Origin of the sequence: Polaribacter sp. (assembly GCF_039939415.1) — a bacterium.
Classification (GTDB): Bacteria; Bacteroidota; Bacteroidia; order Flavobacteriales; family Flavobacteriaceae; genus Polaribacter.
This window is the reverse complement of sequence record NZ_JBDVJE010000011.1, coordinates 67,549-83,536: the sequence shown is the minus strand read 5'-3', so window position 1 is coordinate 83,536 and position 15,988 is coordinate 67,549. Positions and strand designations below refer to the sequence as shown.

Genomic DNA, 15,988 nt, shown 5'->3' with positions numbered 1-15,988 from the left:
ATGGCATCATTTAAAATTGAAGGAGGACATAAATTAAATGGAACCATTACTCCACAAGGAGCAAAAAATGAAGTATTGCAAATACTTTGTGCAGTTCTATTAACTCCAGAAAGAGTAGTAGTTAATAATGTTCCAGATATTATTGATGTAAATAAATTAATTTTTATTCTTGGAGAATTAGGAGTAAAAGTTGAAAAACTAGCTAGTAATTCTTACGCTTTTCAAGCAGATAACGTCAATTTAGAATATTTAGAATCAGCAGATTTTAAAAGAGATGGTAGCTCATTACGTGGCTCAATTATGATAGTTGGTCCATTGTTAGCACGTTTTGGTAGAGGATATATTCCACGTCCAGGAGGAGATAAAATAGGTCGAAGACGTTTAGATACTCACTTTGAAGGATTTATTAGACTTGGTGCAAAATTTCGTTATAATAAAGAAGAACATTTTTACGGAGTAGAAGCAGAAAAATTACAAGGAGTAGACATGTTGTTAGATGAAGCTTCTGTTACAGGAACTGCAAATATTATTATGGCTGCTGTTTTAGCAACAGGAACAACAAAAATTTACAATGCAGCTTGCGAACCTTATATTCAACAATTATCAAAAATGTTGAATTCTATGGGAGCAAAAATTTCAGGAGTTGGTTCTAACTTATTAATTATAGAAGGAGTAGATTCTCTTGGAGGTTGTCAACACACAGTTTTACCAGATATGATTGAAATTGGATCATGGATTGGAGTTGCTGTTATGACACGTTCAGAATTAACAATTAAAAATGTCTCTTGGGAAAACCTTGGACAAATACCAAATGTATTTAGAAAATTAGGAATTACTTTAGAAAAAAAAGGAGATGATATTTACATTCCAGAACAAGAATCTTACGAAATTCAAAATTACATAGATGGTTCTGTTTTAACAGTTGCAGACGCACCTTGGCCTGGGTTTACTCCAGATTTACTAAGTATCGTTTTGGTAATTGCTACCCAAGCAAAAGGAACCGTTTTAATACATCAAAAAATGTTCGAAAGTCGCCTGTTTTTTGTAGATAAATTAATAGATATGGGAGCTAAAGTTATCTTGTGCGATCCACACAGAGCAACCGTAATTGGGCACGATTTTAAATCTCAATTAAAAGCAACAAAAATGACCTCTCCAGATATTAGAGCAGGTATTTCTTTATTAATTGCAGCACTTTCCGCAAATGGAACAAGTATTATTAATAATATTGAACAAATAGATAGAGGTTACGAAAACATAGAAGCTCGTTTAAAATCTATTGGAGCAAAAATTGAAAGAATAGAAAATTAAAAAACAATTTTTAAGAAGCTATTTCCCGCTTTTCACTATATCTTTTTTTCGTACCTCAAAAAAGGATGCCGTTTCAATCGGGGCTAAACCTATTTACTAGCTAAAATATAAATTTTAAAAAATAGTGTCAATCTGACACTATTTTTTTATTGGCAACATTTTTGACAATAAATTGTAGACAATTTAACGATTACAAGATAATGAGTAAGAAAGAAAATATAAAAGACGAAGAAATTATAAACGAACAAGAAACTGTTCAAGTTGAAGAAAATCAGGAAGTTGAAGCAGAGGTTGCAAAAGAAGAACCAACAGCAGAAGAATTAATTCAAGCAGAAAAAGATAAGTTTTTACGTCTTTTTGCAGAATTCGAAAACTATAAAAAAAGAACATCAAGAGAAAGAGTAGAGTTATTTAAAACAGCAGGACAAGAAGTAATGACATCTTTACTGCCAGTGATTGATGATTTTGAACGTGCTTTGTCACATATAGAAGAAGACAAAGAAGCAGAAGAATTAAGAAAAGGAGTACTATTAATTTATAACAAATTTTATAACACCTTAGAGCAAAAAGGATTGTCTAAAATAGAAACAAAACAAGGAGATACTTTTGACGCTGAAATTCATGAAGCAATAACACAAATTCCTGCACCAACAGATGATTTAAAAGGTAAAATTATAGATTGTGTAGAAAAAGGATACAAATTAGGAGATAAAATAATTCGTTACCCAAAAGTGGTAATAGGACAATAAATAATAACAATCAACAATCTACAATTACCATTAATTAATGATAATTGATAATTGAAATAAAAGATGGCAAAACAAGACTTTTACGAAATTTTAGGTATTTCTAAATCGGCTTCTCAATCAGAAATTAAGAAGGCATATAGAAAAATGGCTATTAAATACCACCCAGATAAAAATCCTAATGATAAAACTGCAGAAGAAAACTTTAAAAAAGCTGCAGAAGCTTATGAAGTTTTAAGTGATGAAAATAAAAAAGCACGTTATGATCAATATGGTCATGCTGCTTTTGATGGACCTCAAGGTGGAGGTGGTTTTGGTGGAGGTGGTATGAATATGGATGACATATTCAGCCAGTTTGGAGACATCTTTGGAGGAGGTGGTTTCGGTGGCGGTTTTGGCGGATTTGGCGGTGGTGGAGGCCAACGTCAAGCTAGAGTTAAAGGAAGTAATATGCGAATTCGTGTAAAACTTACTTTAGAAGAAATTGCCAAAGGTGTTGAGAAAAAAGTAAAAGTTAGAAGAAAAGTTCAAGCAGATGGTGTAACGTATAAAACATGTCCAACATGTAATGGCTCTGGTCAACAAATGCGAGTAACCAACACAATTCTTGGTAGAATGCAAACAGCTACTACTTGCGGAACGTGTTCTGGTGCAGGAGAAATTATTAGTAGTAAACCAAATGGCGCAGATGCTCAAGGGTTAATAACTAAAGAAGAAACTGTTTCTATAAATATTCCTGCAGGTGTAACAGAAGGAGTTCAATTAAAAGTAGGAGGAAAAGGAAATGAAGCTCCAGGTAAGAATTCTATAGCTGGAGATTTATTAGTTTTAATTGAAGAAATACAACACGATACTTTAAAAAGAGAAGGAACTAATATTCATTATGATTTGTATATTAATTTTTCTGAAGCAGTTTTAGGAACTAGTAAAGAAGTCGAAACAGTTACAGGAAAAGTAAAAATAAAAATAGATTCTGGCACCCAATCTGGTAAAATTTTAAGACTAAAAGGAAAAGGTTTGCCAAGTATAGAACGCTATGGTACAGGAGATTTCTTAATTCATATAAATGTTTGGACACCTCAAGAAATAAATAAAGAACAAAAACAATTCTTTGAAAAAATGTCTAACAACGATAACTTTAAACCTAGTCCTAATACATCAGATAAATCATTTTTTGAAAAGGTAAAAGACATGTTCTCTTAAAGATATATTAATATTTTTTAAAAAAATATCATTTTTTTATAGAATTATTTTTTTATAAGGCTTTTTAATATATATTTGCAACGTTGCTGATTTATCAGTAACACTTTTTCTTTTTCATAGCAATTTTTCCCACTCATTTATGAGTGGGTTTTTTTTATGATTTAAGATATAAAAAGTATAATATAGAAAACGCAGATTTATCTTATCGACTTATTTTTATAAGTAGGAAAGTCCGGACACCAAAGAGTATCATAGCGGATAACATCCGTCCAACGAGAGTTGAGGACAAGTGCAACAGAAAGCAAGTACAGTTAGGCTGTAGTGAAACCAGGTAAACTCTATGAGGTGCAATGCCATGTATATTAGAACTTGAGAGCTACTCGCTCAATTCTAAAGGGTAGGCAGATAGATTCTAAGAGTAATTTTAGAACTAGATAAATGATAAGAACCTTTATTAGGAACAGAATTCGGCTTATTAATCTGCATTTTCTATTTTTTTATGAATTTTTCATTATTACTATAAAAAATACTCATTTCCTTGATTAAAAGACAATGTTTTTTTAAATAACTTTTTTTTATTCATTAATTAGAGCAATCTATTATTTATCTTTTAAGATTAAGATAAAAAATGTAGTTTTGCTTCACTAAAATTAACAAAAACTATATACAGTATAGATTTTTACATTTATAATAATTAAAAATTATTACTGTAATTAAACATTTCTTTCATGAGTATTTATAAAGATTACCTTAAGCAGATAGAAGATCGAAAAGGTCAAGGACTTCATCCACAACCAATCGATGGTGCTGAATTAACAAGTGCTTTAATCGAACAAATTAAAGATGTAAATAATGAATATAGAGATGCATCTCTTAATTTCTTTATTTATAATATTTTACCAGGTACTACTAGTGCTGCAGGTGTTAAGGCTAAGTTTTTAAAAGAAATAATTTTAGGAGAATTTACATTAAAAGAAATTAGTCCAGCTTTTGCTTTTGAGCAATTATCTCATATGAAAGGAGGACCTTCTATTGAAGCATTACTCGATTTAATTTTACTAGGTAAAGACATTGAAATTGCTAAGCAAGCTGCAGAAGTGTTAAAAACTCAAGTATTCTTATATGAGGCAGATATAGAAAGATTAGAAGATGCATATAAAAAAGGATGTCCAATATCTAAAGAATTAATTGAAAGTTATGCTCAAGCAGAATTTTTCACAAAATTACCAGACGTTGAAGAAGAAATAGAAATTGTAACTTTTGTTGCAGGTATTGGAGACATTTCTACAGATTTATTATCTCCTGGAGCAGATGCACATTCAAGATCAGATCGTGAGTTACATGGTCAATGTATGTTCGAACATAATAAACAAATGCAAAAAGAATTATTAGCGTTAAAGGCAGAACACCCTGATAAACGTGTGATGTTAATTGCTGATAAAGGAACTATGGGAGTTGGATCATCAAGAATGTCTGGTGTAAATAACGTTGCATTATGGACAGGTATTTCTTCAAGTCCTTATGTACCATTTATTAATATAGCTCCAGTTATTGCTGGTACTAATGGTATCGCACCAATTTTCTTAACTACGGTTGGAGTAACTGGTGGTATTGGTATCGATTTAAAAAACTGGGTAAAGCAAAAAGATGCTGACGGAAATACTATCGTTGATGAAGATGGAGAAGCTATCTTAAAAGAAGAGTACTCTGTAGCTACAGGTACTGTGCTTACAATTAATACAAAAGAGAAAAAATTATATAACGGGACTACAGCGTTAAAAGATATTTCTACAGCTTTAACACCTCCAAAAATGGAATTTATTAAAGCAGGAGGTTCTTACGCTGTTGTTTTTGGTAAAAAATTACAAACATTTGCTTGTAAAATTTTAGGTATCGATGTTCCTCAAGTATATGCTGCTTCTAAAGAAGTTTCTATAGAAGGACAAGGTTTAACTGCTGTTGAGAAAATTTTTAACAGAAATGCAGTAGGAACTACACCTGGTAAAACTTTACATGCTGGTTCTAATGTTAGAGTAGAAGTAAATATTGTAGGTTCTCAAGATACTACAGGTTTAATGACTTCTCAAGAGTTAGAAATGATGGCGGCTACAGTGATTTCTCCAATTGTAGATTGTGGTTACCAATCAGGATGTCATACAGCATCTGTGTGGGATGATAAATCTAAAGCTAACATTCCAAGATTAATGAAGTTTATGAATGATTTCGGATTAGTTACTGCTCGTGATCCTAAAGGTCAATATCATGCAATGACAGATGTAATTCATAAAGTATTAAATGATATTGCAGTTGATGATTGGGATGTAATTATAGGTGGAGATTCACATACACGTATGGCAAAAGGTGTAGCTTTTGGAGCGGATTCAGGAACAGTTGCTTTAGCATTAGCTACAGGTGAAGCTACCATGCCAATTCCAGAATCGGTAAAGGTTACTTTTAAAGGAGAAATGAAATCTTATATGGATTTCCGTGATGTGGTGCATGCTACTCAAGAGCAGATGTTAAATCAGTTTGAAGGAGAAAATGTTTTCCAAGGAAAAATTATTGAAGTACATATTGGTACCTTAACTTCAGATCAAGCATTTACATTTACAGATTGGACTGCTGAGATGAAAGCAAAAGCATCTATCTGTATTTCAGAAGATGATACTTTAATCGAATCATTAGAAATTTCTAGAGATCGTATTCAAATTATGATTGATAAAGGAATGGATAATCCTAAACAAGATTTAAAAGGATTAGTTGATAAGGCAAATGATAGAATAATAGAAATTAAAACAGGAACTAAATCTGCATTAAAGCCAGACTCAGATGCTAAATACTATGCAGAAGTTGTTATTGATTTAGATAAGATTGTAGAACCAATGATTGCTGATCCAGATGTAAATAATGAAGATGTATCTAAGCGTTATACCCATGATAACATTCGTCCATTATCATATTACGGTGGAACTAAACAAGTAGATTTAGGGTTTATTGGATCATGTATGATTCATAAAGGAGATATGCAAATTTTAGCTCAAATGTTAAAGAACATTGAAGCACAACAAGGTAAGGTTGAGTTTAAAGCACCTTTAGTAGTTGCTCCACCAACATATAACATTGTAGACGAGTTAAAAGCAGAAGGAGACTGGGATGTATTACAAAAATATTCAGGATTTGAGTTTGATGATAGTGATCCTAAAGGATCAGCTCGTACTAAATATGAGAATATGTTATATTTAGAGCGTCCAGGTTGTAATTTATGTATGGGTAACCAAGAAAAAGCAGAACCAGGAGATACTGTAATGGCTACTTCTACACGTTTATTTCAAGGAAGAGTTGTAAAGGACACAGGTGAGAAAAAAGGAGAATCATTATTATCATCTACACCAGTAGTTGTTTTATCAACTATTTTAGGGAGAACTCCTACAATAGAAGAATATCAAGCTGCAGTTGAAGGTATTGTTTTAACTAAATTTAAACCATCACAAAAACAATTGGTTAGTTAAAAAAAATCATACATTTTTATAATTTTAAAACTCTAATCTAATGGTTAGAGTTTTTTTTATATTATATAATATTTGTTCTATAAATTATTCTTATAATATCATCATAAAAAACCATTTTCAGACTATTTATATATTTTGTATATTGAGATTATTAATGAATCCTTAAAATATAATAATATGGCTTTTGATATTGATATGATAAAAAAAGTGTATTCTAATGTTATTAAACATGTGGATGCAGCTCGTAATATTACTAATAAACCATTAACATTAGCTGAGAAAATTTTGTATTCTCATTTATGGAATAAAATTCCTTCTAAAGCTTTTGTGAGAGGAAAAGATTATGTTGATTTTGCACCAGATAGAATTGCTTTACAAGATGCAACTGCACAAATGGCATTGTTGCAATTTATGCAAGCAGGCAAAACTAAAGTTGCAGTACCTACTACAACTCATTGTGATCATTTAATACAAGCTAAAAATGGAGCAAGTATAGATTTACAATCTGCTTTAAATACAAGTAATGAGGTGTTTAACTTCTTAGAATCTGTTTCAAATAAATACGGATTAGGTTTTTGGAAACCAGGAGCAGGAATTATTCATCAAGTAGTTTTAGAAAATTATGCTTTTCCTGGTGGAATGATGATTGGTACAGATTCTCATACAGTAAATGCAGGAGGATTAGGTATGGTTGCTATTGGTGTTGGTGGTGCAGATGCTGTAGATGTAATGGCAGGTATGCCTTGGGAATTAAAATTTCCCAAATTAATAGGTGTTAAGTTAACAGGAAAACTTTCTGGTTGGACAGCTCCAAAAGATGTTATTTTAAAAGTTGCTGGTATTGTTTCTGCAAAAGGAGGAACAGGTGCAATTGTAGAATATTTTGGAGAAGGAGCTATCTCTATGTCTTGTACCGGTAAAGGTACAATTTGTAACATGGGAGCAGAAATAGGTGCTACCACATCAACTTTTGGTTATGATGAGTCTATGGAACGTTATTTACGTGCTACAGATAGAAGTGATGTTGCAGATGCTGCAAATGAAGTAAAAGATTATTTAACAGGTGATCCTGAAGTGTATGAAAACCCAGAACAATATTTTGATCAAGTAATTGAAATTGATTTATCAGAATTAAGCCCTTTATTAAACGGGCCTTTTACTCCAGATTTATCTACAAAAGCTGGAGCTGATATGACAAAAGCAGCGAATGATAATGGTTGGCCATTAAAAGTTGAATGGGGATTAATTGGTTCTTGTACAAACTCTTCTTATGAAGATTTATCTAGAGCTTCATCAATTGCGCAACAAGCTATCGATAAAAATTTAGGTATAAAAGCAGAGTTTGGAATTAACCCTGGTTCAGAAAAAGTAAGATATACAGCAGATAGAGATGGCATTATAGGGATTTTTGAAAATTTAGATGCAACAATTTTTACAAATGCGTGTGGACCATGTATTGGTCAATGGGCACGTTATAGTGATCCTGCAAATGCACCCAAAAACTCTATAATACACTCCTTTAATAGAAATTTTGCAAAACGAGCGGATGGAAATCCTAACACACATGCTTTTGTTGCTTCACCAGAAATGGTGGCAGCAGTAACTATAGCTGGACGTTTAGATTTTAATCCAATTAAGGATTCTTTAATTAATAAAAATGGTGATGAAGTAATGTTGGATGAACCAACAGGTTGGGAATTGCCACCAAAAGGTTTTGAAGTAAAGGATGATGGTTATTTAGCACCAGAAAAAGATGGAAGTAATGTACAGATTGCTGTTAAAAAAGATTCTAAAAGATTACAATTATTAGAACCATTTAAACCTTTAGGAAACTCAATTATAGGAGCAAAATTATTAATTAAAGCATTTGGAAAATGTACTACAGATCATATTTCTATGGCTGGGCCTTGGTTGAGATATAGAGGACATTTAGATAATATTGCTAACAACACCTTAATAGGTGCTGTGAATGCTTTTAATAAAAAAACAAATTTTGTTAAAAATCAATTAACAGGAGAGTATGGCGATGTTCCTGCAACACAAAGAGAATATAAAAAAGCTGGAATTAAAACAATTGTAGTAGGTGATCATAATTATGGAGAGGGCTCTTCTAGAGAACACGCTGCAATGCAACCAAGACATTTAGGTGTCGTTGCAGTTTTAGTTAAATCTTTTGCAAGAATTCATGAAACAAATTTAAAAAAACAAGGAATGTTAGGTTTAACCTTTGCAAATGAGACAGATTACGATTTAATTGAAGAAGATGATACTTTCAATTTCTTAGATTTAAATGAATTTGCTCCTGGAAAAACCTTAAAAATTGAAGCAGTTCATAAAGATGGAAGTAAAGATATCATTATTACAAACCATACATATAATCAAGGTCAAATAGAATGGTATAATGAAGGTTCAGCTTTAAACTTAATTAAAAAAGAAAACGCTTAATTTTTAAATTTTGAACTACAGAAGAAATTAGAGTGCCTTAAAAAGTTAGACACTATTTGGGGTTGTTTTTATAGGATTTCTAAATACGAGATTCTACGAAATTGTTATTGATTCTTGTTGACGAATTTTAAAATACCCCAATAACAATGTTTATTGTATGTTCAAGACTTTATGGGATATTTAACAAATAGAGAGTTATAGCTATCAAATAATCCTACAACAAGTTAATTAGCCGTAATTTCTTTTAACATAATTGTTAACAATATAGACCTAAAGGCACTATATCTACAATTATGTGTAAATAGCCTGAAATACGGCTGTACAGAAATTACTGTATATTTGTACTATAATTTATATTATGTTAAATAGAATTTGCAAAAAACTACACTCTTTTGAATGAATGTAGTTTTTGTAAATAATTGCTTACTCTAACCAATTTAAAAAGAAAGTCATCATTTCCTCTTTCAATTCATAATGCATTTTTATATAAGTGCGCATATCTTCCATTAAAGGACTATGTTCGCTATGATATTTCATATCTAACTGCGTTTCAAATGTTACTTTATTAAGATTTGAAATTTTATTTTTACAACGATGTTTCAACTTAGAAATAGCATCCTTTTCTATAAGAATTCTATTTTGAAATTGTTCTAGTTGCATAGATGCATCTTTATTATACTCTCTTGCTGCAATTTCTTCTAGTTTATCTTCAAACGTATCCATTTCATCAAAATGAAAACGTAATTCTCTTTTCCATGTTTCTAAATTAAACTTTAAATCGCTTAAATGTGATACTTTGGTTTGCATATTCTTTTTTTTAAATTAAACATTTATTTATAATACTAATTCTTTCTGAACATTGTTAGGTACAGTTTGGTAGGTAGAAAATTTTGAACTAAATGTTGCTTTTCCTTGTGTTATAGACCTTAATACTGTAGAAAAACCAAATAATTCTGCTGCAGGTGTAATACATTTTAATACCTGATAATTATCTTGTGTTTCTATCCCTAAAATCATAGATCTACGAGCTTGCACTTCTGTTATAACATTACCCACCATTTGTTCAGGTACTTTTACAGAAATTTCTCTAGTTGGTTCTAATAATTTTGGATTTGCGTTTAAAAATGCTTCTTTAAAAGCATGTGCAGTTGCTATTTTAAAAGAGATATCATTAGAATCTACAGAATGCATTTTACCATCATATAACATAACTCTTATATCTATAGCAAAAGAATTGGTTAACGGGCCAGATTCCATAACTTCTAAAATTCCTTTTACAACAGATGGTAAATAACGTGTGTCTATTGCTCCTCCTACTATACAATTATAGAATACTAATTTTCCTCCCCAATCTAAATCTATTTCTTCTTTGCCCCTAATATTAAAACCTTCTGGTTCTGCCATATCTCTATACCAAGGTTCTATTTTAAGATGTACTTGCGCAAACTGACCAGAACCTCCAGATTGTTTTTTATGTCTGTAATTTGCAGAAGCAGAACGTTGTATGGTTTCTCTATATTGAATTTTAGGTTTTTTAAAGCCTGCTTTTACTCCGTAAATATTTTCTAAATTCCAATGTATAGTTGCTAAATGCAATTCTCCTTGGCAACCTAATAACGTTTCTTTTGTTTCATTAGAATAAGAAACCACAATTGTTGGATCTTGAATTTGTAAACGTTTTAATGCTTCACTTAATTTTTCTTCTTCTTTTATATTTTCTACAAATACAGCTTTGGTAACTCTTGCATCTGGATATTGAATTGGTTTTATTGTATACCCCATTTCTTTAGAAGCTAAAGTATCATTGGTTTCTGTAAATTTCAATTTGGTAGTTGCACCAAGATCTCCTGTAGATAATTTAGTAACAGCTTCTTTATTTTTACCATCCATAATGTACAATTGATTAATGGTTTCTGTTTTTCCATTGCTGCAATTAACTAATTTGTCATTTACATTTACCTCTCCAGATTTTACTTTAAAAAACGTAATTTGTCCTAAATTAGGTTGATAAATAGATTTAAAAACAAACAATACAGCATCTGCTTCTTTATTTCGAACAATTTCATTTCCTTCAACACTTTGTTCTAGTTTTAAATCTGCAGCTGCAGGTGCAACATTATCTATAAAACCCATCAAACGTCCTGTTCCCATATCATTAAGTGCAGAAACACAAAAAACAGGAAAAACATCATGATTTAACATTCCTGCTTTAATTCCTGTTCTCATTTCATCTTCATTTAATGTTCCTTTATCAAAGAAAAGTTCCATTAACTCTTCATCGTTTTCTGCGGCTTTTTCCACAAGTTCATTATGTAGTTGATTTGCCAACTCAATTTGATCTTGTGGAATTTCCAATTTTTCAGGCTTTCCTCCTTCAGAACTAAATTTGTACATTATCATTTTTAGAACATCAATAATACATTGGCTGTTATCAAACATTAAAGGGTATTGAATTTTTATTGCACTGTTACCAACTAATTCTTTTATGCTGTTAAAACTGTTTTCAAAATTAGCATCTTTATGATCTATTTGATTCACAACAAAAAGTGTTGGCTTGTGATATTTGTCTATATAATTCCAAATAATTTCAGTACCAATTTCTACACCATGTTTTGCATTAATTACAGTGGCAATAGTATCTGAAACTCTTATTGATGAGATAATTTCTCCAATAAAATCATCTAAACCAGGTGTGTCAATAATATTTATTTTGTAATTTCTCCACTCAGTATGCAAAGGTGTAGCAAAAACAGAAGCTTGTCTTTCATGTTCTATTTCATGATAATCAGAAACTGTGTTTTTAGTTGCTATAGCCCCCCTCCTTTTAATTATACCTGCCTCATATAACATCGTTTCTGCTAATGTGGTTTTTCCACTATTATGGGCACCAACAAAAACCACATTTTTAATGTGTTTATCATCATATACTTTCATACTCGTAGATTTATAAGATTTCCCTATAAATTTAAAGACTATAAATTATGAAAAATATGATTTTTGTTAGTTTTTTAGTTAATTATAAATATAATAGAGGTAATTTAACAAAGTTTTTACATGTTCTGTGTATAAAAGTTGTAATCTTTTAAAACAATATCAATAAACTCTTTATCACTTTTATGAACAGACTTAATTTGTGTTACTTCTTGTATTTTAGAACGTAGTTTAATTAAGGTTTTATAATCATTAAATTTTATAGCAGTTTGATATGTGTTTTTTATAATTCTAGCATCGTTATCAGACAATTTTATAACATTTGGATAGGTAGGCACATATTTATTAGAAATATTTTCTAAAATAGTTTCCGAAAACTTTACATCATCCTTTAAATAAATAACCACAGTATTGGCTATAAAGTCTCCAAAACGCTGATTATTTTTAGTAAAAAGAATCATAAAAAAACCAATCATTTTTCCAAATAAAAATAAAATCCACAACAAAACAATTTCGTTATCTAATCCTAAAGAAGAAATATATACAAACAACAACATAAATAAATTAAAATCGACCACTCGTAAAAACCAACGAATTACAAAATCTGTTGTAGATGGTTTAAAACCTTCAATATTAATAACCTTTAATTGTAGAAGCTTCTTACCTACTGTTTGCCCACCTAACAACAACTCTGTGTACAAAGAATAAAATGTAATTGGTAAAAAAATCATAACATCAATAGCACGTATAGACCAAGAATCTCCACCAAGAGTAGATTCGAACATTTTAAAATCTAAAAAAGTAAATGCAAAATACAAATACGCAAACTTTAAAAGGTTGTCTATACCAAAAGCCAAGAGCCTTTGCCCAACATTTGCTAGAGTAAAATTGATGTTTACATTTTGTGCTGTTTTTATTTGGAGTCTTTTCATGCAATATGTAAATTCGCTCTGAATGAGAGAAGTCGCTTTTATAAAGCAAAATAAAGAAAAATGGCTTGAATTTGAACAAATAAATTCAAATAAAGAGAAAAAAAGTCCTGACGACATAGCCAACTTGCACATAAAGATTATGAATGATCTTGTTTATGCGCAAACTTATTACCCAAAAAGTAAGGTTACTCAATTTTTAAATAAGCTTGCAAAATCTAGCTTCGACAAGGTTTATCATTCTAAAAGACGTAATAGAAATGTGTTTTTATATTTCTTTTTTGATAAAGTACCACTACTTGCATACCAATACAGAAAATATATTTATTTATCCTTTATCGTATTTTTTGCGTTTTTTCTAATAGGATTACTATCCACGTTTAACGATGCTAATTTTGCACGTCAAATTTTAGGAAACAATTATGTAAATGAAACTTTAGAAAATATAGAAAGTGGAGATGCCATGGCTATTTATAAAGGAGGAAGCAATTGGGGGACATTTATTGGTATTTACGATAACAACCAAAGAGTGGGTTTAAACATGTTTCTTTCTGGATTGTTTTTAGGTATTGGAACCGGTTTTTATATTGCTTATAATGCAATAATGGTTGCCGTTTTTCAAGCCTTTTTTTATCAAAACAATAGTTTATTTGATAGTTTAAGAGGAATTTGGATTCATGGAACGTATGAAATTTTTGGCATCATTATTCAGGCTGCTGCTGGTTATATTATTGGAGCAAGTATTTTATTTCCTGGTGCTTTTAAGCGCTTAGAATCATTTAAAAGAGGAATGAAAGCTGCTTTTTACATCTTTATTAGTACCATACCATTTACATTGATTGCTGCCTTTTTAGAAGGATATATTACAAGATATTCTAATAGTATGCCCTCTATACTTAGTTTTACTATTATTGGTTTTAGCTTGGTTTCTATTAGTTATTATTATCTCATTTTACCATTTAAGGTTGCTAATAAATACAATTTACCTTCATGAAAAAAGTAGTGTTTCTTTTTATACTTTTTTCTACTACCATTGGTTTTGGTCAGTTTATGCAAGAAAAACATCTTGTAATAGAAGAAAACACAATTCATTATAATGAAAACGTAGATGTTATTGAACAAAGATCATTTAAAGAAGATTTAAAAAAGAAATATACAGATAAAGATTTTATTTATACAGAAGAAGAAATTAAAGAAGAAAAAGCGTCTAACCCTGTAAATCCTGCTTTTGCACAGGCAATTCTATTCTTTATTAGTAAAATATTTCCGTTTTTATTGGGTGGAATTATCATTTTTATCATTCTAAAGACTTTTTTAGGGACAGAAAACAATTTCTGGAAATTTAAAAAATCGAGTAAGAAAAAAATAGCAGAAAAACTCATTTATGAAGATGAAGACATCCATGAAACAGATATTGATGGATTATTGCTACAAGCTATCAATAATAAAGAATACAGATTAGCTATTCGTTATTATTACTTATCTGTTTTAAAAACATTATCCAATAGTAAACTAATTGATTATCATAAGGATAAAACCAACTCTGAATATCTTTTTGAAATAGAAAACGAAAAAACGAGAGCTAATTTCTCTTATCTGTCTTACGTATATTCTTATGTATGGTATGGAGATTTTCCTATAGATGAAACTAATTTTAAATTGGCAGAAAAAAAATATCAATCTTTTAAAAACTCTTTAAAAAAATGATATGTAAACTGTTAAAAAACTACACTCCTCTTCTACTCTTATTTGTTTTAATAAGCTGTAATAAAACAGATTGGAATGAGAACTTTAAAGAGAAAGAGAAAAGTCCGTTTGGAAATTACATTGTTTACAATGAAGCATCAGAATTATTTAGAGACAATGAAGTTACTTTATTAAAAGAAAATATTTATGATTTTTTACTTTTTGATTCTGATTTAGATAGTACAAAACATCAGAATTATATTTGTATAAAACACAGTGGTTTTAAACTTAGTAATGAAGGTGTTTCAGAATTAATGTCCTTTGTTTCTAAAGGGAACAATGCCTTTTTAGCTTTCAATCATTTTAAAGACACCTTGCAATCATCTCTAAATTTTACAACCAATAATTTAGATAAAAATGCAAATTCAATCAATAAATTAAGAAAACTAAAAAGTACTTTTCAGTTAAATAATAATCAGTTTTCTAAAACGTCTTTTACTTTTGATAGAAATATCCGTAGAAATTACTTTTTAGAGTTTGATGAAAAAAACACAAGTGTTATTGGAACCATTGAAGTTGATGGAGAAAAAGTGCCTAATTTTATTAAAATTCAACATGGTAAAGGCGCATTTTATTTACATATACAACCTATTGCTTTTACCAATTATTATTTATTAAATGATAATGAAGCGTATGTAGAAAATGTATTTTCATTTCTTCCTAGCAATGATGTTCTTTGGGATCCACACATTAAATCGAGTAAATATTCAGAGAAACCAGAAGATAATAATAACATCTTTAAATTCTTTTTAGAACATCAAACCCTAACCTGGTTTTTGTTTGTTTCTTTAATAGGTTTATTATTGTTTATGCTATTTAATGCAAGAAGAAAACAACGTCCAATTCCTATAATTGAACCTTTAAAAAACTCTACAATAGCTTTTACACAAACCATTGCAAACTTGTATTTAAAAGAGCAAGATCATAAGAATTTAGTTGATAAAAAGATTGCCTATTTCTTAGAAAAAGTACGTTCTAAATACTTATTAAACACCACCAATTTAAATGCTGATTTTATTGAAAAATTAGCTGCTAAATCTGGAAATGAAATCCAAAGAACAAAATATTTAATCAATACAATAATTACTTTAAATAAAAGAGCAGAATGCTCTGAAGAAGAATTAGTTGTATTACATAAAATGATTGAAAAATTCTTAAATAATTAAGA

General features: G+C 30.0%; 11 protein-coding genes and 1 other RNA gene. 9 read left to right on the top strand and 3 right to left on the bottom strand.

What is annotated here, in order from left to right; all coding sequences use genetic code 11:
• From murA to ABJG40_RS01820, 6 genes are all read left to right on the top strand, one after another.
• Complete coding sequence (murA, locus tag ABJG40_RS01845; protein ID WP_348022878.1) at positions 1 to 1,311, top strand: UDP-N-acetylglucosamine 1-carboxyvinyltransferase; 1,311 nt, start codon at positions 1 to 3, stop codon at positions 1,309 to 1,311.
• A gap of 200 nt (positions 1,312 to 1,511) precedes the next feature.
• Positions 1,512 to 2,060, top strand: coding sequence for a nucleotide exchange factor GrpE (locus ABJG40_RS01840; RefSeq protein WP_348022877.1), 549 nt, complete (start codon positions 1,512 to 1,514; stop codon positions 2,058 to 2,060).
• Between the two features lie 63 nt (positions 2,061 to 2,123).
• Positions 2,124 to 3,260 carry a molecular chaperone DnaJ gene (gene dnaJ, locus ABJG40_RS01835; protein WP_348022876.1) on the top strand — a complete coding sequence of 379 codons (1,137 nt, stop codon included), beginning with the start codon at positions 2,124 to 2,126 and terminating at the stop codon, positions 3,258 to 3,260.
• A gap of 188 nt (positions 3,261 to 3,448) precedes the next feature.
• Positions 3,449 to 3,751: RNase P RNA component class A (gene rnpB, locus ABJG40_RS01830), an RNA gene on the top strand.
• A 237-nt stretch (positions 3,752 to 3,988) separates the two neighbouring features.
• Positions 3,989 to 6,769, top strand: coding sequence for a bifunctional aconitate hydratase 2/2-methylisocitrate dehydratase (locus ABJG40_RS01825; protein WP_348022875.1), 2,781 nt, complete (start codon positions 3,989 to 3,991; stop codon positions 6,767 to 6,769).
• Positions 6,770 to 6,946: 177 nt separating this feature from the next.
• Positions 6,947 to 9,214 carry an aconitate hydratase gene (locus tag ABJG40_RS01820; RefSeq protein ID WP_348022874.1) on the top strand — a complete coding sequence of 756 codons (2,268 nt, stop codon included), beginning with the start codon at positions 6,947 to 6,949 and terminating at the stop codon, positions 9,212 to 9,214.
• A 423-nt stretch (positions 9,215 to 9,637) separates the two neighbouring features.
• Here the strand turns inward: ABJG40_RS01820 and ABJG40_RS01815 are convergent, their stop codons facing one another.
• From ABJG40_RS01815 to ABJG40_RS01805, 3 genes are all read right to left on the bottom strand, one after another.
• On the bottom strand, positions 9,638 to 10,021 hold the full coding sequence (locus tag ABJG40_RS01815; RefSeq protein WP_348022873.1) for a hypothetical protein: 384 nt from the start codon (positions 10,019 to 10,021) through the stop codon (positions 9,638 to 9,640).
• A gap of 27 nt (positions 10,022 to 10,048) precedes the next feature.
• Positions 10,049 to 12,148 carry an elongation factor G gene (locus tag ABJG40_RS01810; RefSeq protein ID WP_348022872.1) on the bottom strand — a complete coding sequence of 700 codons (2,100 nt, stop codon included), beginning with the start codon at positions 12,146 to 12,148 and terminating at the stop codon, positions 10,049 to 10,051.
• Between the two features lie 116 nt (positions 12,149 to 12,264).
• A complete protein-coding gene (locus tag ABJG40_RS01805; RefSeq protein WP_348022871.1) occupies positions 12,265 to 13,077 on the bottom strand; it encodes an RDD family protein in 813 nt (270 codons plus the stop codon).
• Between the two features lie 22 nt (positions 13,078 to 13,099).
• Here ABJG40_RS01805 and ABJG40_RS01800 point away from each other — a divergent pair, with 22 nt between their 5' ends.
• Genes ABJG40_RS01800 through ABJG40_RS01790 form a run of 3 tightly spaced genes read left to right on the top strand, consistent with a single transcriptional unit; the run spans position 13,100 to position 15,986 of the window.
• Positions 13,100 to 14,068, top strand: coding sequence for a stage II sporulation protein M (locus ABJG40_RS01800; protein WP_348022870.1), 969 nt, complete (start codon positions 13,100 to 13,102; stop codon positions 14,066 to 14,068).
• On the top strand, positions 14,065 to 14,781 hold the full coding sequence (locus ABJG40_RS01795; protein WP_348022869.1) for a hypothetical protein: 717 nt from the start codon (positions 14,065 to 14,067) through the stop codon (positions 14,779 to 14,781). The genes ABJG40_RS01800 and ABJG40_RS01795 overlap by 4 nt, the downstream gene beginning before the upstream one ends.
• Positions 14,778 to 15,986, top strand: coding sequence for a DUF4350 domain-containing protein (locus tag ABJG40_RS01790; RefSeq protein WP_348022868.1), 1,209 nt, complete (start codon positions 14,778 to 14,780; stop codon positions 15,984 to 15,986). The genes ABJG40_RS01795 and ABJG40_RS01790 overlap by 4 nt, the downstream gene beginning before the upstream one ends.
• Positions 15,987 to 15,988: the final 2 nt, after the last annotated feature.

Coding starts and splice junctions, on each gene's coding strand:
- ABJG40_RS01805 (WP_348022871.1), bottom strand. CDS start 13,077: ATGAAAAGACTCCAAATAAAAACAGCACAAAATGTAAACATCAATTTT.
- ABJG40_RS01795 (WP_348022869.1), top strand. CDS start 14,065: ATGAAAAAAGTAGTGTTTCTTTTTATACTTTTTTCTACTACCATTGGT.
- ABJG40_RS01840 (WP_348022877.1), top strand. CDS start 1,512: ATGAGTAAGAAAGAAAATATAAAAGACGAAGAAATTATAAACGAACAA.
- ABJG40_RS01790 (WP_348022868.1), top strand. CDS start 14,778: ATGATATGTAAACTGTTAAAAAACTACACTCCTCTTCTACTCTTATTT.
- ABJG40_RS01825 (WP_348022875.1), top strand. CDS start 3,989: ATGAGTATTTATAAAGATTACCTTAAGCAGATAGAAGATCGAAAAGGT.
- ABJG40_RS01810 (WP_348022872.1), bottom strand. CDS start 12,148: ATGAAAGTATATGATGATAAACACATTAAAAATGTGGTTTTTGTTGGT.
- murA (WP_348022878.1), top strand. CDS start 1: ATGGCATCATTTAAAATTGAAGGAGGACATAAATTAAATGGAACCATT.
- dnaJ (WP_348022876.1), top strand. CDS start 2,124: ATGGCAAAACAAGACTTTTACGAAATTTTAGGTATTTCTAAATCGGCT.
- ABJG40_RS01800 (WP_348022870.1), top strand. CDS start 13,100: ATGAGAGAAGTCGCTTTTATAAAGCAAAATAAAGAAAAATGGCTTGAA.
- ABJG40_RS01815 (WP_348022873.1), bottom strand. CDS start 10,021: ATGCAAACCAAAGTATCACATTTAAGCGATTTAAAGTTTAATTTAGAA.
- ABJG40_RS01820 (WP_348022874.1), top strand. CDS start 6,947: ATGGCTTTTGATATTGATATGATAAAAAAAGTGTATTCTAATGTTATT.